This window comes from Ruegeria marisflavi (assembly GCF_025673445.1).
GTDB classification, from domain to species: Bacteria; Pseudomonadota; Alphaproteobacteria; order Rhodobacterales; family Rhodobacteraceae; genus Ruegeria_B; species Ruegeria_B marisflavi.
In genome coordinates, this window is the sequence record NZ_JAOVQN010000023.1 from 50660 (window position 1) to 67307 (window position 16648).

General features: G+C 61.7%; 16 protein-coding genes. 8 read left to right on the forward strand and 8 right to left on the reverse strand.

Annotation, left to right across the window (positions count from 1 at the left end; all coding sequences use genetic code 11):
• Nucleotides 1-32: 32 nt before the first annotated feature.
• Complete coding sequence (gene rpsU, locus OEZ49_RS19030; RefSeq protein WP_008207378.1) at nucleotides 33-239, reverse strand: 30S ribosomal protein S21; 207 nt, start codon at nucleotides 237-239, stop codon at nucleotides 33-35.
• 109 nt (nucleotides 240-348) lie between these two features.
• On the opposite strand from rpsU, the gene OEZ49_RS19035 reads away from it, so the two are divergent.
• The 6 genes from OEZ49_RS19035 to amaB all read left to right on the forward strand — a co-directional run bounded on the left by OEZ49_RS19035 (nucleotide 349) and on the right by amaB (nucleotide 6362).
• Nucleotides 349-1029 (forward strand): COQ9 family protein, encoded by a 681-nt coding sequence (locus OEZ49_RS19035; protein ID WP_263389777.1) that lies wholly within the window; start codon nucleotides 349-351, stop codon nucleotides 1027-1029.
• A 63-nt stretch (nucleotides 1030-1092) separates the two neighbouring features.
• Entirely contained in the window at nucleotides 1093-2076 is a 984-nt protein-coding gene (locus OEZ49_RS19040) for an NAD(P)H-quinone oxidoreductase (protein WP_263389778.1), read from the forward strand.
• 80 nt (nucleotides 2077-2156) lie between these two features.
• Entirely contained in the window at nucleotides 2157-3140 is a 984-nt protein-coding gene (locus OEZ49_RS19045; protein ID WP_263389779.1) for a quinone oxidoreductase family protein, read from the forward strand.
• 54 nt (nucleotides 3141-3194) lie between these two features.
• Complete coding sequence (locus OEZ49_RS19050; protein WP_263389780.1) at nucleotides 3195-3623, forward strand: Lrp/AsnC family transcriptional regulator; 429 nt, start codon at nucleotides 3195-3197, stop codon at nucleotides 3621-3623.
• A 114-nt stretch (nucleotides 3624-3737) separates the two neighbouring features.
• Nucleotides 3738-4844: a saccharopine dehydrogenase family protein gene (locus OEZ49_RS19055; RefSeq protein ID WP_263389781.1), complete on the forward strand. Its 1107-nt coding sequence runs from the start codon at nucleotides 3738-3740 to the stop codon at nucleotides 4842-4844.
• Nucleotides 4845-4847: 3 nt separating this feature from the next.
• On the forward strand, nucleotides 4848-6362 hold the full coding sequence (amaB, locus tag OEZ49_RS19060; RefSeq protein WP_263389783.1) for an L-piperidine-6-carboxylate dehydrogenase: 1515 nt from the start codon (nucleotides 4848-4850) through the stop codon (nucleotides 6360-6362).
• Between the two features lie 58 nt (nucleotides 6363-6420).
• Here amaB and OEZ49_RS19065 read toward each other — a convergent pair whose 3' ends face one another.
• The 5 genes from OEZ49_RS19065 to ugpB form a co-directional block, all read right to left on the reverse strand.
• Complete coding sequence (locus OEZ49_RS19065) at nucleotides 6421-7356, reverse strand: glycerophosphodiester phosphodiesterase (protein WP_263389784.1); 936 nt, start codon at nucleotides 7354-7356, stop codon at nucleotides 6421-6423.
• Complete coding sequence (locus tag OEZ49_RS19070; protein WP_263389785.1) at nucleotides 7353-8408, reverse strand: sn-glycerol-3-phosphate import ATP-binding protein UgpC; 1056 nt, start codon at nucleotides 8406-8408, stop codon at nucleotides 7353-7355. The genes OEZ49_RS19065 and OEZ49_RS19070 overlap by 4 nt, the downstream gene beginning before the upstream one ends.
• Nucleotides 8409-8418: 10 nt before the next feature.
• On the reverse strand, nucleotides 8419-9270 hold the full coding sequence (ugpE, locus tag OEZ49_RS19075; protein ID WP_263389786.1) for a sn-glycerol-3-phosphate ABC transporter permease UgpE: 852 nt from the start codon (nucleotides 9268-9270) through the stop codon (nucleotides 8419-8421).
• Complete coding sequence (gene ugpA / locus OEZ49_RS19080) at nucleotides 9270-10151, reverse strand: sn-glycerol-3-phosphate ABC transporter permease UgpA (RefSeq protein ID WP_263389787.1); 882 nt, start codon at nucleotides 10149-10151, stop codon at nucleotides 9270-9272. Before ugpA ends, ugpE begins: the two co-directional genes overlap by 1 nt.
• 86 nt (nucleotides 10152-10237) lie before the next feature.
• Nucleotides 10238-11539, reverse strand: coding sequence for a sn-glycerol-3-phosphate ABC transporter substrate-binding protein UgpB (gene ugpB, locus OEZ49_RS19085; RefSeq protein ID WP_263389788.1), 1302 nt, complete (start codon nucleotides 11537-11539; stop codon nucleotides 10238-10240).
• 146 nt (nucleotides 11540-11685) lie between these two features.
• Here ugpB and OEZ49_RS19090 point away from each other — a divergent pair, with 146 nt between their 5' ends.
• Nucleotides 11686-12606, forward strand: coding sequence for a LysR substrate-binding domain-containing protein (locus tag OEZ49_RS19090; protein ID WP_263389789.1), 921 nt, complete (start codon nucleotides 11686-11688; stop codon nucleotides 12604-12606).
• Here OEZ49_RS19090 and OEZ49_RS19095 read toward each other — a convergent pair.
• Nucleotides 12598-13632, reverse strand: coding sequence for an Ldh family oxidoreductase (locus tag OEZ49_RS19095; protein ID WP_263389790.1), 1035 nt, complete (start codon nucleotides 13630-13632; stop codon nucleotides 12598-12600). The genes OEZ49_RS19090 and OEZ49_RS19095 overlap by 9 nt on opposite strands.
• Before the next feature lie 4 nt (nucleotides 13633-13636).
• The gene (locus OEZ49_RS19100; protein WP_263389791.1) at nucleotides 13637-15124 is read right to left on the reverse strand and encodes a trimethylamine methyltransferase family protein; all 1488 of its coding nucleotides are present in this window, start codon (nucleotides 15122-15124) and stop codon (nucleotides 13637-13639) included.
• Between the two features lie 289 nt (nucleotides 15125-15413).
• Here OEZ49_RS19100 and OEZ49_RS19105 point away from each other — a divergent pair, with 289 nt between their 5' ends.
• Complete coding sequence (locus OEZ49_RS19105; protein ID WP_263389792.1) at nucleotides 15414-16316, forward strand: LysR substrate-binding domain-containing protein; 903 nt, start codon at nucleotides 15414-15416, stop codon at nucleotides 16314-16316.
• The last annotated feature ends 332 nt before the right edge of the window (nucleotides 16317-16648 follow it).

Below are 16648 nucleotides of genomic sequence, written 5' to 3' on the forward strand. Positions count from 1 at the left end.
GTGTCATCCAAAGCCGGACGAGAGCGAATGCCTCAGAGCATGCCTTCGCGCTGTGCTTTCTTGCGTGCCAGCTTGCGGGCACGGCGGATCGCTTCAGCCTTCTCGCGCGCTTTTTTCTCGGACGGTTTCTCGAAATGCTGCTTCAGCTTCATTTCACGGAAAACGCCTTCGCGCTGCAGCTTCTTCTTCAGGGCGCGGAGCGCCTGATCGACGTTGTTGTCGCGAACACTAACCTGCATGTGGTTTTCACCACCTTTCTAAGTTGAGTTGCAAGGAATTGCAGGAGCCCGGCGTATAGCAAAGCGGGAACAACTTGTCTAGATAGGGGGTGAAACAAGGAGATGTGCCATGACCATGTCCTATGAACAGGCCAAGGACCGGCTGCTGGACGCCGCCCTGACCCATGTGGCCTTTGACGGTTGGACCGACGAAACCTTTCGCGCGGCGGTAGCCGACACCGGTTTGGACGCCGGGTACGCCCGCGCGCTCTGCCCGCGCGGCGCGGTCGATCTGGCGCTGGCCTATCACGCGCGCGGCGATGCCGCGATGCTGGACCGCCTCGCCGCCGAGGACCTGTCCGAGCTGCGCTTTCGCGACCGGATCGCCACCGCCGTCCGCTTCCGACTCGAGGCCGTGACGGATAAGGAGGCGGTGCGCCGCGGCGCCACCCTGTTTGCCTTGCCCGCCTATGCGGCCGACGGCGCCAAGGCGATCTGGGGTACCTGCGACGCGATCTGGACGGCACTGGGCGACACCTCGGAAGATGTCAATTGGTACACGAAAAGAGCAACGCTTTCAGCGGTTTACTCTTCCACCGTGCTCTACTGGCTGGGGGACGAAAGCCCGGATCACCAGGCAACATGGGAGTTTCTGGACCGTCGCATCGACAACGTGATGCAGTTCGAGAAGTTCAAGGCGGATATCCAGAAGAACCCGTTGCTGAAGCCCTTTCTTGCCGGTCCCAACTGGCTGGCCGGGCAGCTGCGCGCACCCCGTCGTGATGGTGACCTGCCCGGATCGCTGGGGTGAACGAAACGATAACTTGCGGGGCCGGCCAAGGTCTTCGCGATCAAACCGACCTGAGGAGGTTCCATGTCCGAGCAGATGCGCGCGGTTGAAATCAGCAAGCCCGGCGGGCCGGAAGTTCTGCAACTCACCAACCGCCCGATGCCGGTGCCAGGGCATGGGCAGGTGGTGATCAAGGTCGCCTATGCCGGAGTGAACAGGCCCGACGCGCTGCAACGGGCGGGGGCCTATGACCCGCCGCCTGGTGCCAGCGACCTGCCGGGGTTGGAGTGTTCGGGCGAGGTGGTCGCGGTCGGCCCCGGTGTCGATTCTCTGGCGCGTGGCGACATGGTCTGCGCCCTGCTGCCCGGGGGCGGCTATGCCGAATTCGTGGCCACACCCGCCGCGCATTGTCTGCCGGTGCCCCAGGGTATGGGGTTGCGCGAGGCGGCATGCCTGCCGGAAACCTTCTTTACCGTCTGGTCCAACGTGTTTTCGCGCGGTGGCCTTAAGGCCGGTGAACGTTTTCTGGTGCATGGCGGGTCCAGCGGCATCGGGACAACCGCGATTCAGCTTGCCAACGCCTTTGGCGCCCGGGTCTTCACCACCGCCGGGTCGGACGAGAAATGCCAGGCTTGCCTGGACCTGGGAGCCGAGCGCGCGATCAACTACCGCAGCGAGGATTTCGTCAAGATCCTGCGGGCCGAAGGCGGCGCCGACCTGATCCTCGACATGGTGGGCGGCGACTATATTCCGCGCAATATCAAGGCTCTGGCCGACGATGGGCGGCTGGTACAGATCGCGTTCCTGCAAGGGCCGGTGGTCGAGCTGAACTTTGCCCTGATGATGGTGCGCCGCCTGACGATAACCGGCAGTACGCTCCGCCCGCAAAGCGACCTGGCCAAGGCACAGATCGCCCAGGACCTGCTGGAGGCGGTCTGGCCGCTGATCGAGGCAGGCCGGGTCGCGCCGGTGATGGACAGCGAGTTTGACCTGGCGGATGCGGCATCTGCGCATGCTCGGATGGAAAGCTCGGGCCATATCGGCAAGATCGTACTCAGGGTCGGTTGAGTCTGGCTCATTCCCTTCTGCCTGCGCCCTTGCCGACGTCCTTCTGCCTGCTAGGTAATGCGCAAAGCGGGAGGAAAGACATGAGTGAAACTGCAAGAACCGTAGTGATCGAAACATTCGGCGGCCCGGAGGTTTTGCAATTGCAGGACCGGCCCGTGGGCGAGCCGGGACCGGGGCAGGTGCGGATCCGGCACAAGGCCTGTGGTTTGAATTTCATCGACGTGTATCAGCGCACGGGTCTTTATCCCCTGCAATTGCCGCATGCGCTGGGCATGGAAGCCTCGGGCGTGGTCGAGGCGGTGGGCGAGGGTGTAACGCACTTGAACGTGGGTGACCGGGCTGCTTATGCCTCGGCCCCGCCAGGTGCCTATACTGAGGCGCGGGTGATGCCGGCGGCACAGGTCTGTCCGCTGCCCGACGAGATCGGCTTCGACGAAGGCGCGGCGATGATGCTCAAGGGGTTGACGGTCGACTACCTGTTCCATCGCACGACGCCACTCAGCCGGGGCGATACGGTGCTGTTTCATGCCGCTGCCGGTGGTGTCGGCCTGATCGCCTGCCAATGGGCCAAATCCGAAGGCATCACCCTGATCGGCACCGCCGGGTCCGACGAGAAATGCGAACTGGCCAAGGCACATGGCGCGACCCATGTGATCAACTACCGCGCTGAGAACTTTACCGAAAAGGTGCGCGAACTGACCGGTGGCAAGGGCGTCGATGTGGTGATGGATTCGGTGGGCGCGGATACGTTCGAAGGCTCGCTCGACTGTTTGAAACCTCTGGGCATGATGATTTCCTTCGGCAATGCCTCAGGGCCTGTGCCGCCGGTGAACATCGGTATTCTGGGGCAGAAAGGCAGCCTGAAGATCACGCGCCCGACGCTGTTCACCCATATCGCCGACCATGCGGCTTGCCAGGCGATGGCACGGCGGCTGTTCGGCAAGGTGACTGGGGGCGAGGTCAAGATCCGCATCGACCAGCGCTTTCCGCTGGAACAGATCGCCGATGCCCACCGCGCGCTTGAGGCGCGGCAGACCACCGGGTCGACCATCCTGGAGCTATGAAGTCGCGTATGTATTTTCTTGCACCCGCCCCATGTGGCGGGGCAAGGAAGAAACATGGACAAGCTCGACCGCCAGATTGTCGCGGCACTGCAACACAATGCTCGCGAGTCTACGACCAAGATCGCCGCGCGACTGGGTGTGGCGCGCACCACCGTGCACGAACGCATCGCCCGGATGGAGGCGCGCGGCTTGATCGCGGGCTATTCCGTAGTTCTGCGCGAGCCGCAGGATGACAGCAAGGTGCAGGTCGTGGTGCTGCTGGAAGTGCAGCAGAAGGAGACCGCGCGCATCATCAAGCGGCTCGAGGCCTATCCCGAGATCAAGCTATGCCTGTCGATCAATGGCGAGTTCGACCTGCTGCTGTCGGCCGAGGCGCCGCGGATCGAGGACCTCGATATCCTTGTCGATGAACTGGGTGCGATTCCGGGGATTCAACGGACGAACACCTTTGTCGTCTTTGGGCGGCGTATCGACCGGATCTGACAAAAAGTTAGGTTTGCCGTCAAATTGACGGAATGAGGAGTCATTCCGACACTCTGCTCCCTACAGATCGAACAGCAAAAGCGTCATCCTGTTGCGCAAACAAGGAGACGTGCCATGCGCTGGAATATTTGCGTCGTCGGGGCCGGGAAGATTGGCCAGATGATCGCCACTTTGCTCAAGACTTCGCCCAACTATACCGTCACCGTGGCCGATCACGATCTGGCGGCGTTGTCGGTGCTCAACAAGATGGGCGTGCCCACCAAGCAGATCGACGCCAAGGACGAGGCCGGGCTGGCCGAGGGGCTGAAAGGCTTCGACGCGGTCATTTCGGCAGCGCCGTTCTTTTTGACCCCCGCCATCGCCAAGGCCGCGCAGGTGGCGGGCGCGCATTATTTCGACCTGACCGAGGACGTGGCGGCCACCAATGCGGTGCGCGCGCTGGCTGAAAAGAGCCAGACCGCGTTCATGCCGCAATGCGGGTTGGCGCCGGGCTTTGTTGGCATTGCCGGAGCGGCTCTGGCCGCCGAATTCGACGAGATCGACAGTCTGCACATGCGGGTGGGGGCGCTGCCGCTCTATCCGACCAATGCGCTGAAGTATAACCTGACCTGGTCCACCGACGGGCTGATCAACGAGTACTGCAACCCCTGCGATGCCATCGTGAACGGTCAGTTGGTCAAGACCGCGCCGCTGGAGGATTACGAGATCCTTGGCCATGACGGGGTTGAGTATGAATGCTTCAACACCTCGGGTGGGTTGGGGACGCTGCCGGAAACGCTGGAGGGCAAGGCGCGGGCGGTGTCCTATCGCTCTATCCGCTATCCGGGGCACCGCGATATCCTGCGTCTGTTGCTGAACGATCTGGGGCTGGAGCGGCGTCGGGATCTGTTGAAGGACATCTTCGAGGCCGCGCTGCCGCGCACCGATCAGGACGTGGTACTGGTCTATTGCACCGCCAAGGGGCGGATCGGCGGCCAGTTGCGCGAGAAGAGCCTGATCAACAAGTCCTATTCCCGGGTGATCGACGGCCTGACCTGGAGCGCGATCCAGGTCACCACTGCCGCTGGCGTTCTGGGCGTCGTTGACCTGATGCGGACCGGCACGCTGCCGTCCAAAGGGTTCATCCGGCAGGAACAGGTCAAGTTCGCCGACTTCCTCGAAACCGAATTCGGCCGCCTTTACCGGGCGGGTGATGTCACCAAGCAAAGCAAGGCAGCCTGAGACATGAAAGACGTTGTGATGACCGCAGATACCGTGATGGAGAAACTGGGGATCACTGCCGCCGAACGGACGGGCGGCCGGGTCCGCGTTACCTCGCCGATCGACGGCAGCCTTCTGGGCGAGGTGCATGAGATGCCGCTGTCCGACATGGATGCGGTGCTGACACGTGCCAAGTCGGCCTTCAAGGCATGGCGCACCGTACCCGCCCCGCGCCGGGGCGAGCTGATCCGCCTGCTGGGTGAGGAGCTGCGGGCGGCCAAGGACGACCTTGGCGCGCTGGTCAGCTGGGAGGCGGGCAAGATCACCTCGGAAGGGTTGGGCGAAGTGCAGGAGATGATCGACATCTGCGATTTCGCCGTGGGTCTGTCGCGGCAGCTTTACGGCCTGACCATCGCCAGTGAACGCCCCGGTCACCGGATGATGGAAACCTGGCACCCCGCCGGACCGGTCGGCGTGATCTCGGCCTTCAACTTCCCGGTGGCCGTCTGGTCGTGGAACGCGGCATTGGCGATTGTCTGCGGCGATCCGGTGATCTGGAAACCCTCGGAAAAGACCCCGCTGACAGCGCTCGCCTGTCAGAAGATCTTTGACCGCGCCGCCCAGCGGTTCGGCGACGCGCCCGAGGGACTGTTGCAGACCCTCATTGGTGGTGCCGACCTGGGCAAGGCTCTGGTCGAAAGCGAGGATGTGCCGATCATCTCGGCCACCGGTTCGACCCGCATGGGTCGCGCGGTCGCGCCCATCGTGGCAGCCCGGTTTGGCCAGTGCATCCTGGAGCTGGGTGGCAACAACGCGATGATCGTCGGGCCGTCGGCGGACCTGGAGATGGCGGTTCGTGCCATCGTGTTCTCGGCCGTGGGTACCGCTGGCCAGCGCTGCACCACACTGCGCCGCCTGATCGCCCATAACTCGATCAAGGACGAGTTGGTTGCACGGCTGAAGAAGGCCTATGCCGGTCTGCCCATCGGCAACCCGCTGGCCGAGGGCACGCTGGTCGGCCCGTTGGTGGACGAGGCCGCTGGCGCGGCCATGACCGCAGCACTGGATGCGGCGCGCGCCGAGGGCGGAACCGTCTTTGGCGGCGAGCGGGTGCGTGACGGCGTACCGGCGGCTGGCGTCTATATGACCCCGGCGATTGTCGAGATGCCGGAACAGAGCGCGGTGGTGAAGACCGAGACCTTTGCCCCGATCCTTTACGTTCTGGGCTATGACGAATTCGATCAGGCGGTCGAAATCCAGAACGACGTGCCGCAGGGCCTGTCGTCTTGCGTGTTCACGCTGAACATGCGCGAGGCGGAGCAATTCCTGTCGGCGGCAGGGTCGGATTGTGGCATCGCGAACGTGAACATCGGCCCGTCGGGCGCGGAAATCGGTGGGGCGTTTGGTGGCGAGAAGGAAACCGGTGGCGGCCGCGAAAGCGGGTCGGACGCATGGAAAGCCTATATGCGCCGTCAGACCAACACCGTGAACTACTCTGCCCAGCTGCCGCTGGCCCAAGGCGTCAAATTCGACATCTGACAGGTTCAGGCAGCCAAGATCGGAAAGCCCCGCCAGCGCGGGGCTTTTCTCGTAGGGGTTACTGCCAGCGCAGGCCCCGGTTCAGCAGATGTCTTTGCACCCGGCCGGGGTAGTCGGTGACGATGCCGTCGACACCCGCGTCGATCATCCGGTCGATGTCTGCCGTTTCGTTGACCGTCCAGGTACAGACGGGCAGTCCCAGGTCATGCGCCTCGGCAACAAGGTCGGGGGTCAAATCCATGAAGTACGGACACCAAAGCTGTCCGCCCGCATCGGCGACGGCCCGAGGGACCGAGACGGTCATGGTCGCATAGTCCGGGCCAACGGATTTGGCGGAATCCTCGCCGGGGTCGTCGTCGTTCTCTGGCAGTTGCGACAGGTATGACGTGGGCATGTCCGGCGCCTGTCGCCGGCATTCGTCCAGCAGCTTCCAGTCGAAACTGTGGAGCACGGTACGATGCGCCAGCCCGAATTTCCGGACTTCGGCAACGGCGGTGGCAACCAGCGATTCCCGGGCTGCCGTTTCGTCTTGCAGGTCGGGATCGGATTTCAATTCGAACAGCAGATAGGCTTCGCTGCCGGGTTTGCTGCACAAATCCAGCAACTCTGACAGTGCCGGAATGCGGACGCCGGACATGAAAGCCTGATCCGGGAAGCGTTGACCATAGACAGTTCGGCCATCTAGACCGCCCACATCCAGTGTCTTAAGCTCGGCCAGGGTCAGGTCGGCGACCCGCAGCTCGGGTCCGGTCAGCCAGTGGCCTTGCGCGTCGCGCGTCGCGGAATTCGCCAAGTGCAGGTTATGCGTGACGACCGGCACCCGATCCGCCGTTGCAACCACATCAAACTCCAGCGCGGTCACACCGATGGACAGCGTGAAATCGAAACCTTCGATCGTGTTTTCGGGCATCACGCCCCTTGCGCCGCGATGACCGATGACACGGACGACCCCGTCACCCCCGGTAAACGGGGCGAGCTGCGGAAACCGGCTCATGGTTCGATCCGTTTGCCGGTTTCGGCGTGGAACAGATGCAAGGCCCCGTTTGCGGGCACGAACCCCATGACCGTTCCGGCCGCGGCTGACATATGCCCGGGCTGGCTGACAACCATTTCGATGTCTGTCCCCTCGAGCTTTCCATGCAGCAGCGAGTTGGCGCCCAGTTGCTCGACCAGTTCCACGGTGACCCGCACGGGTCCCGCATCGTCCTGTAGCAGGTGCTCGGGCCGAATACCAAGTGTCACCGCGCCGTTGGCCGCACCGGCGTTTGCCAGTCGCGCGCCGTTGCCCAGGGTCGCCATACCGGCGCTGACGGTGGCCGGCAGAAAGTTCATCGCCGGGCTGCCGATGAAGCCCGCCACAAAGGTGGTGGCTGGCCGGTCATAAAGCTCGATCGAGGTTCCGAACTGTTCCACGTAACCGCCGTTCAGCACCATCAGCCGGTCACCCAGTGTCATCGCCTCGACCTGATCATGGGTGACATAGATTGAAGTCACCCCGAGCCGCTGTTGCAGCTTGCGGATTTCCAGCCGCATCTGCACGCGCAGCTTGGCGTCAAGGTTCGACAGCGGCTCGTCGAACAGGAACACTTGCGGGTTGCGAACGATGGCGCGGCCCATGGCGACGCGCTGACGCTGGCCGCCCGACAATTGCCGGGGTTTGCGTTCAAGATAGGGGCGCAGTTCAAGGATGTCGGCGGCCTCTTCCACCCGGCGGGCGATCTCGTCCTTGGAAATCTTCCGGATCTTGAGGCCATAGGCCATGTTCTCGCGCACCGACATATGCGGGTAGAGGGCGTAGTTCTGGAACACCATCGCGATATCGCGGTCGGCGGGTTCCAGCTGGTTCACCACCTTGTCGCCGATGCAGATCGTGCCCGAGGTGACGGTTTCCAACCCCGCCACCATGCGCAGCAGCGTGGACTTGCCACAGCCCGAGGGGCCGACGACCACGATGAACTCACCATCGGAAATCTCACCCTCGACGTGATGCAGAACCTCGGTGTCACCATAGGCTTTCACTAGGTCTTTGAGTGTTATGGATGCCATGATGTCCTGCCTATTTGTCGGTCTCTGTCAGCCCTTGAACAAAGAGCTTTTGCATTGCGACGACCACGAAGACCGGTGGCAGCATCGCCAGGAGCGCGGTCATCATGATGATGTTCCATTGTGGGGATTGTTCCGCCGCCTCGAGCATCTGCTTGATGCTCATCACGATGGTGGTCATGTCGGTATCGGTGGTGATCAGCAGCGGCCAGAGATACTGGTTCCAGCCGTAGATGAAGAGGATCACGAACAGCGCCGCGATATTAGTACGGGACAGCGGGATCAGGATATCCCAGAAGAACCTGAGCGGCCCGGCGCCGTCGATCCGCGCGCTTTCCAGCATCTCGTCGGGGATGGTCAGGAACACCTGCCGGAACATGAATGTCGCCGTGGCCGAGGCGATAAGTGGGATCGACAGGCCCCAATAGCTGTTCAGCATGCCCAGATCGGCCACCACCTCGAACGTGGGCAGGATGCGCACCTCGACCGGCAGCATCAGGGTGACGAAGATCAACCAGAAGAACAACATCCGGAACGGAAACTTGAAATAGACGATGGCGAAAGCCGAGATCAGCGAGATCGCGATCTTTCCGAGCGCGATCATCAGCGCCATGGCAAGGCTGTTGAGCAGCATCCGCCAGACCGGTGCGGTCTCGGTGCCGCTCAGGCCCGAGCCGAGCAGGGTCTGGGTGAAATTCTCCCAGAAATGCCCGCCGGGCAGCATAGGGATCGGGGCTTGGGTCATGCGGACCGCGTCATGGGTCGCGGCAACAAAGGTGATCCAGATCGGCAGCGCCACGATGACGATGCCGATGATCAGCACCAGATGGGTGATGACGTTCAGAACGGGGCGATTTTCGACCATCAGTATTCCACCTTGCGTTCGATATAGCGGAACTGAACCACCGTCATGGCGATGACCAGCACCATCAGGATCACCGATTGTGCCGCCGAGCCGCCCAGATCGAGGCCGACGAACCCGTCGTTGAACACTTTGTAGACCAGGATCGTGGTCGAATTGGCCGGTCCGCCCTGGGTCACCGCATGGATGATGCCGAAGGTGTCAAAGAAGGCATAGACCGCGTTGATCACCAGCAAGAAGAAGGTGGTGGGCGAGATCAGCGGAAAGATGTGATCGACAAAGCGGCGCACCGGCCCGGCCCCGTCGATGGCCGCCGCCTCGATCAGCGAGCGCGGGATCGACTGCATGGCGGCGAGATAGAACAGGAAGTTATAGGCAATCTGCTTCCATGCGGCGGCAAAGATCACCAGCATCATCGCATGGGTCCCGTTCAGGTAGTGGTTCCAGTCGATGCCGACCATGTCGAGCAGGAAAGGGAAGATGCCCAGCGTCGGGTTGAACATGAACACCCAGAGCGCACCCGCCAGCACCGGCGCCACCGCATAGGGCCAGATCATCAGCGTGCGATAGGCGGTCGCGCCCCGCACCACCCGATCGGCGAAACCCGCCAGAACCAGCGCCGCCGACATCGACAGCAGCGCCACCGCAGCGGAAAAGAAAATCGTCCGGCCGAAACTTTGCAGATACTGCTCATCGTCGACCAAGAGTTCGAAGTTCTCGAACCACACGAACTCGGTCGACAGGCCGAACGCGTCTTCGATCAGGAAAGACTGATACACCGCCTGACTGGCGGGCCAGATAAAGAACACCAGCGTGATCAGGATCTGTGGGGCGACCAGAAGGTAAGGCAGCGCGGATCTAGGAAAATGGACACGTTTGAGCATTCGGGCCTCGTCTTATGTGCCTTGCGCGGTGAAGGCAGGACATCCGGCAGAGGTATCCGCCGGATGCCGTCTTGGGATATTCCCGATCAGTTGGCCGTGCGCTCGAACTTGCGCAGCAGATCGTTGCCGCGGGAAACGGCAGCATCCAGTGCCTCTTTCGCGGTCTTGTCACCAGCCCAGAGCGCCTCCATCTCTTCGTTGATCACGTCGCGCACCTGTACGAAGTTGCCGAACCGCAGACCGCGCGAGTTGGGGGTTGGCGTGTTCAGGCTCAACTGCTGGATGGCGGTATCGGTGCCCGGGTTCTGGTCGTAGAAGCCCTGGGTCTTGCTCAGCTCATATGCGGCGGTGGTGATCGGCACGTAACCGGTTTCCTGATGCCACCAGGCCTGCACCTCGGCCGAGGAGAGATAGGTCAGAAACTTGGCCAGTCCCTTGTATTCTTCGGCATCGTGCCCGGCCAGCGCCCAAAGGGTTGCGCCACCGATGACCGAGTTCTGCGGCGCGCTGGCCACGGCGGTATCGAGCGGCAGCATGGTCTGGCCGAATTCGAATTTGGCCTGGCTCTTGATCGAGCCGTAGTAGGCGGACGAGTTCATCCACATGCCGCATTCGCCGTTGGTGAACATCGGCAGGCTGTCGCCACGGCGGCCGCCGTATTTGAACAGCTTGTTCTTGCCCATCTCGGCGATGTCTGCCAGCCGGTTCTCGACTGCTTCGTTGTTGAACTCGAACTCGGTATCGAAACCGGCAAAGCCGTTTTCCTTGGTCCCCATGGCGATGTTGTGCCAGGCCGAATAGTTTTCGATCATCACCCAGGACTGCCAGCCAAAGGAGAAACCGCAATCCATGCCGCTGTCGACCAGCGCCTGCGCGGCGGTTTTCATGTCGTCCCAGGTTTTCGGAACCTCGACACCAGCGGCCTTCAGAGCGTCGGCATTGTACCACAGCACCGGGGTCGAGCTGTTGAAGGGCATCGACAGCAATTCGCCATCCGGGGTCTGATAGTACGAGATCACCGCAGGAAGATAGTCGGATTTGTCAAACGGTTCGCCCGCGTCTGCCATCAGTTTCTCGACCGGATAGATGGCGCCCTTGGCGGCCATCATGGTGGCGGTGCCCACCTCGAACACCTGCACCAGATGCGGATGCTCCTTGGCGCGGAAGGCCGCGACGGCGGCGGTCATGGTTTCGGTGTAGTTGCCCTTGTAGGTCGGCACGACCTTGTACTCGGACTGGCTGGCGTTGAAGTCGGCGGCGATCTTGTCGACGCGTTCGCCATTGGTGCCGCCCATCGCGTGCCACCACTGAATTTCGGTTTGCGCAAAGGCCATTCCGGCCGTCAGGACCAGCGCCGAGGCACTGAAGGATAGGATCTTGCAGGTCATGTAAACCTCCCAGTTTCATGGATGCGCGGATCGTTGCGCAGCAAAAAAAATAACTCAAGCAAAAGTTTTATGAACAAAATCATAGCAAAATGTTATGTTCGTGTGGGAGTGAAGCAAGTTTCTGCAAGTGCAAAAAAGGCAAGACGTTGAATTTCAAGCTTAGACAACTGGAAGCGTTTCGTGCGGTCGCCCTGACCGGCTCGATTACTCGTGCAGCGCAGCAATTGGGAATCTCGCAACCGGCCGCCAGCCGGTTGATTTCGGATTTCGCCGCATCGGTGGAGTTTCCGCTGTTCGTGCGCGAGGGCGGCAGCCTGATTCCCACGCCCGAAGCGCGCTACATGCTGGTCGAGATCAATCGCGTCTTCGAAGGGTTGAGCCATCTCGAGGATCTGCGCCAGAATCTCAAGGACCGCACCGCCGGGCATTTGCGGATCGCCTGCCTGCCGGGATTTGCCACCAGTCACCTGCCAAAGGTCCTGACCGAGTTTCTGAAAGACCGCCAAGGTGTCACCGTAACCATCGAACCGGATCGGCCAGAGCGCATTCTGGAATGGATCGTCGGGCAGCAATACGATTGCGCGATTACCGATGGCTTTGGCGGACATCCGGCAACCGAAAGCACCGACATTCCCATTCGCACGGTCTGCATTCTGCCCCGGGGGCATCGGCTTGAGGCGCAGAATGAGATCACCCCGCATGACCTGCGCGGCGAAAAGCTGATCCATTCCCGTCGCGACAGCCCGTTCTTTCGCCGCCTGGCGCAGGCCTTTACCGATTGTGACGTCGAGATGACCTCTTGGATCGAAGTGCGCCAGTTCACTGCCGCTTGCACCATAGTGGCGCAAGGGTACGGTGCTGCGGTTCTGTCGGCGCTGGATGCGGAACAGTACCGCGACCAGGGGTTGGTCATCCGGCCATTTGCGCCACGCTTCTCGCACCGCCTGTCGCTGATCCGGCCTGTCACCGGCAGCCTGTCGCCGCTGGTTCTGGATTTCCTCGATCACTTCACGCTTAGCCTCGCGCCATTTGTCGATCACGAGGCGCAGCGGCAGATGTCAGCCTAGTGTCGCTGACAGGGTCTGTATCGCGGTCCAGGTCGATCTTGGCACATGCAGGAGATTGCCCGAGGCCGCGCGATATGCCCGCTCGCGTTCGCCGGGGATTTCCACCTGTTCGAAGCCGGGGGCAGGAGGACAGTCGCGCAATTCGGCAAGCACCTCTTCGGCGGCAGAGATCATTGCATGGCTGTCGCGAAACCGGCCAGTATCCAGCGTGATCAGCAGCCAGTGGCATTCGGTCGTGGACGGACCCAGAATCGCCTCGCCGATCAACTCGCCGATCAGCGCCAGCCCATACCCCTTATGCTCTCCCGAGGGCAGGATGGCACCACCCGCGAAGTAGTCTTCGGGGTCGCGGGTGGGGTTGCCGTTACGGTCGATGACGCAACCCTCGGGCAACAGTGCCCCAGCGGAGCGGGCCGCATAAATCCAGCCGCCCGCGATCTTTGAGGTGGCAAAGTCGAGAACAACAGGACCACGCGGTCCACCCGGTATGCCGATACACCAGGGATTTGTCGGGAGCATGGCCTTTGCGCCGCCATATGGCGCGACCTGGCGCCAGATCTGGCGGTTGCCTCCGCCGACGCAGATCGTCAGAAAGCCCCGTTCGGCCGCCGCATCGGCAAAGGCCCCGTGCCGTCCGGTATGGCCGACGTTTCGGATTGCCAGTGCCGATATCCCAGTCGCGCCAGCCGTCTCCATGCCGGTTTCATAGGCTTTCAGCATCGCCGGGATGCCGATGCCGCCACCGCCATCGACAACCAGCCCCCCACGTCCGTTATCCGTGACATGCGTCTGGGCGTCGGCCTTCATATAGCCTGTCCGCATCTGCTCGGCATATTGTAGGGTGCGCATGACCCCATGGCTTTCCATGCCACAAAGGCTGGTGTCGACTAGATGATCGGCAACACGCTGTGCGGTGTCATCCCGGCAGCCGAGCCGAGAGAAGATCGAGACCAGCACCGCGGTCGCTTCGCTGGCCGGAACCGGCACGCGGTCTCCTTTGAGGTCGAGTTTGGACCGATATTCCATCGTGTTACGCCTTGAGGGTTGGGAAGGCTTGCAAGAGAGTCTCGCGCATCGCGGGCGAAAGATGCGAAGGATGGTGATCGCGCAAGATCGTTATGGCCCGTTGTCGCGCCCGGGTCGCCATGTCGGTTGCGCCTGCCGTCTGCCAATCGGCGATGGAACTGCGATCTGCAACTTCGGGATAGAGGAAATCGCTGCGCATCCGGGCATAGGTTTCCGGACGACCCAGATAGTGGCCTTCGCCCCGCACCACATCGGCAATCGCATCAAGCGCCAGGGTCGTCTCGTCGACGACGGGAGGCATGTTGGCCCGCAACAACGCGCCCAACATGTCGTTATCCGCAACCATGGCCGAGAAATCGACCGCCATCAGTCCGGCCTGCGTACCCGCCGCCTGCGTCACCAGATGTGCCCCCGCCTGCATCGCGGTCAAAACGGTGAGAGCCTTTTCATATCCGGCCTGGTGGTCCGGCAGCTTGCTGTCGGTGGCCCCCGCAATGACCGAGCAGGGCAGGGACCACAGACGCAGCACCTGTACCGCCATGGCCGTGGCCAAAGCCTGTTCACCCGACCCGCCGGAAAAGCCGCCGGTGCGCAGATCGGTGATCATCGGGCGCGGGCCGGCGATGACCCGGGCACCGGGTGCGGCCAGCTGCGCCAGAACGATACCGGCCAGCACCTCGGCCAGGGTTTGAGCCACCGACCCGGCCAATGTCACCGGGCTTGAGGCGCCAAGCTGGCCAAATACATTTGCGTGCACGGGAATGCCCAGGCGCGCAGCCTCGATCAGAACCTGCGCGCTTTCGGCATGAAGCCGCAGCGGCGGCACGACATGATTGATGTTGAGCGACAGGAAGGGTCGCGAGCGAAACGCCTCTTCGGACCCGGCGATCAAGTGGCACATCCGGGCGATATGCTGAACATGGGACGGGTCGCTGGCCTGCACCATCACATGTTTGCTTGTGCCGCAAAGCGATGCGAAAGCGGTGTTGAGGTCAAGTTCCAGCGGGTCCGGAATGTCGCCCGCGACCAGAGATCGGGAAAAGAAATGCACGTGCGGCAGAGCATCGGCAAGCCGTGCGGCATCCCGCAGATCGGACAGGTTCGACGGTCGGATGTCGCCGGATTGCAGATCGGACATGTTAGGTGCAGCACCGCCGGTGCCAGGGTGGGTCTCGGTGCCGCCGACTGTCAGGTCGTTGTCCGGCACCTGCCCGCACAGGGTGAGGGTCTTGGGTGTGAGGGCGAGCACCTCTTCCACCAGTTCGCGCGGAAACAACAGTCTGCCATCACTCGTTCGCCCGCCATGCTCCGATACCAGTTCGACTACTTCCGGCGGGGCTTCGGACAGGCCGATCCGTTCCAGAATGTCCAGAGTTGCCTCGGCGATGCGTTGCACGTCCCGGCTTGAAAGGGGTTCCCACGTTCCTCCAACTGCCCGGGTCGACGGGTGTTCAGCAGGCGTGGCGGTGCCTCGAGATGCGCGCCGGGCCATCAGACGAAGCAGCTTCTTTGATGCGGCGCAGCGGAAAACCACGCTGACTTTCTCATTATTTTGGTTTGCAATCCATGGTCTCCCATTTCAAACCCGCGCCCGATTGTGCCCAAAGACCCGCCGGTTTTGCCGCTTCCAAAAGGGGCCTGATTTGTATCGGCGGCGTCATGCTGAAGAACGCAGAGCAACTGCGGCTTCAACACCAATTCAACACCCCTTGAGGGAAGTATGGTCAGAGTATCCGGTTGGTTTTCCGCGTGTAAGCTGAAAATGTGAATGAAGATCATTCATGAAGGGAATGATGAAACCGGTTCGCCCTTTATCCTTGCACCAGATTGCCGCTTTCGATGCCGCCGCACGTCACCGCAGCTTCTCTGTTGCGGCGCGAGAGTTGAATGTGCAGCAACCCGCGGTGAGCCGTCAGGTTGCTCTTCTCGAAGATTGGGTGGGTGTTCGCCTGTTCCTGAGGACAAAGCCGCGCCTGACGTTGACGCCTGCTGGTGAGTCTCTTGCTGCCGCGACCGGCGAGGGGATGCTGGCCATGAGAAACGGGCTCGACGCGCTGTCCGCACGCCAGCGTCAGGAAGCAGTTGTCGTAAACGTCGCCCTGGGCTTTGCTTCGCTCTTCCTGCTACCCAGGCTGGGGGAGTTCCAGGCACGCCACCCGGATGTTCAAGTCGAGTTTTTGACTCGGGACCAGAACATGGATTTCGATCCGTCCCGCTGCGACATTGCGGTGGTGTTTGGTGAAACCGGATTGCCGGGTAGCGAATGCAGGCGAATCTTTGATGAGGAGCTTGTGCCGGTCTGTGTGCCGAATGTCCTGCCGGATGGTCCTTTGACCCTGGACGCTTTGGCGCAAAGTCGGCTTTTGCACATGAGCAACCCCAATCATGCCGCGGACTGGAGCCGATACTTTCGGGGGACCGGGCTGAACGCGCCGGAACCGCGGCCGATGGATCGGCTCTATAGTTACATGGTCTTGCTGCGTGCCATTCAAAACGGCACGGGTATCGGTCTGGGTTGGCGGCATATGGTGGACGATATGATCGAGGCGGGTACACTGGCGGTAGCCTGCGAACGCTTGGTCCGAACAAAACGCGGATACCATTGCTGTCTCATGCCAACGGCGGAAAACAGACCGGGAGCGAGGGTCTTCTTTGATTGGCTGTCAGGAAGTGCAGGGTGCTGAGCGTGAGTTTTGAAGACTCAGTTGAGTCGCTGAATTGTGCCAGCTGGTATAGGGTCCGCTATATGTTGTGTTCCGAGATCCGGGTATGGGCTAGGGGATCAATTTGGTTGCGATGATTCCAATCTCAGAGGCGATGTAAGGGAGGCCGCTCTGTCAATAGTTTTAGCGTAACCTTCTGACAATAAACATTTTTGCACTTTTTTCGAACTTCCCTGTTTTTTGTGCTTGCGACTCTTTTTGGTTGGGCCTAGAACCCCCCTCACCGGCGGCGCTGAGGTGCTGCTGACGGGCTGGAGAGACGGCCGGACGCGCTGGAGAGACGGCGGCATTCG

Coding starts and splice junctions, on each gene's coding strand:
- rpsU (WP_008207378.1), bottom strand. CDS start 239: ATGCAGGTTAGTGTTCGCGACAACAACGTCGATCAGGCGCTCCGCGCC.
- OEZ49_RS19035 (WP_263389777.1), top strand. CDS start 349: ATGACCATGTCCTATGAACAGGCCAAGGACCGGCTGCTGGACGCCGCC.
- OEZ49_RS19050 (WP_263389780.1), top strand. CDS start 3,195: ATGGACAAGCTCGACCGCCAGATTGTCGCGGCACTGCAACACAATGCT.
- OEZ49_RS19055 (WP_263389781.1), top strand. CDS start 3,738: ATGCGCTGGAATATTTGCGTCGTCGGGGCCGGGAAGATTGGCCAGATG.
- OEZ49_RS19070 (WP_263389785.1), bottom strand. CDS start 8,408: ATGGCATCCATAACACTCAAAGACCTAGTGAAAGCCTATGGTGACACC.
- ugpA (WP_263389787.1), bottom strand. CDS start 10,151: ATGCTCAAACGTGTCCATTTTCCTAGATCCGCGCTGCCTTACCTTCTG.
- OEZ49_RS19105 (WP_263389792.1), top strand. CDS start 15,414: ATGAAGGGAATGATGAAACCGGTTCGCCCTTTATCCTTGCACCAGATT.
- OEZ49_RS19045 (WP_263389779.1), top strand. CDS start 2,157: ATGAGTGAAACTGCAAGAACCGTAGTGATCGAAACATTCGGCGGCCCG.
- OEZ49_RS19065 (WP_263389784.1), bottom strand. CDS start 7,356: ATGAGCCGGTTTCCGCAGCTCGCCCCGTTTACCGGGGGTGACGGGGTC.
- OEZ49_RS19095 (WP_263389790.1), bottom strand. CDS start 13,632: ATGGAATATCGGTCCAAACTCGACCTCAAAGGAGACCGCGTGCCGGTT.
- amaB (WP_263389783.1), top strand. CDS start 4,848: ATGAAAGACGTTGTGATGACCGCAGATACCGTGATGGAGAAACTGGGG.
- ugpE (WP_263389786.1), bottom strand. CDS start 9,270: ATGGTCGAAAATCGCCCCGTTCTGAACGTCATCACCCATCTGGTGCTG.
- OEZ49_RS19100 (WP_263389791.1), bottom strand. CDS start 15,124: ATGGCCCGGCGCGCATCTCGAGGCACCGCCACGCCTGCTGAACACCCG.
- ugpB (WP_263389788.1), bottom strand. CDS start 11,539: ATGACCTGCAAGATCCTATCCTTCAGTGCCTCGGCGCTGGTCCTGACG.
- OEZ49_RS19040 (WP_263389778.1), top strand. CDS start 1,093: ATGTCCGAGCAGATGCGCGCGGTTGAAATCAGCAAGCCCGGCGGGCCG.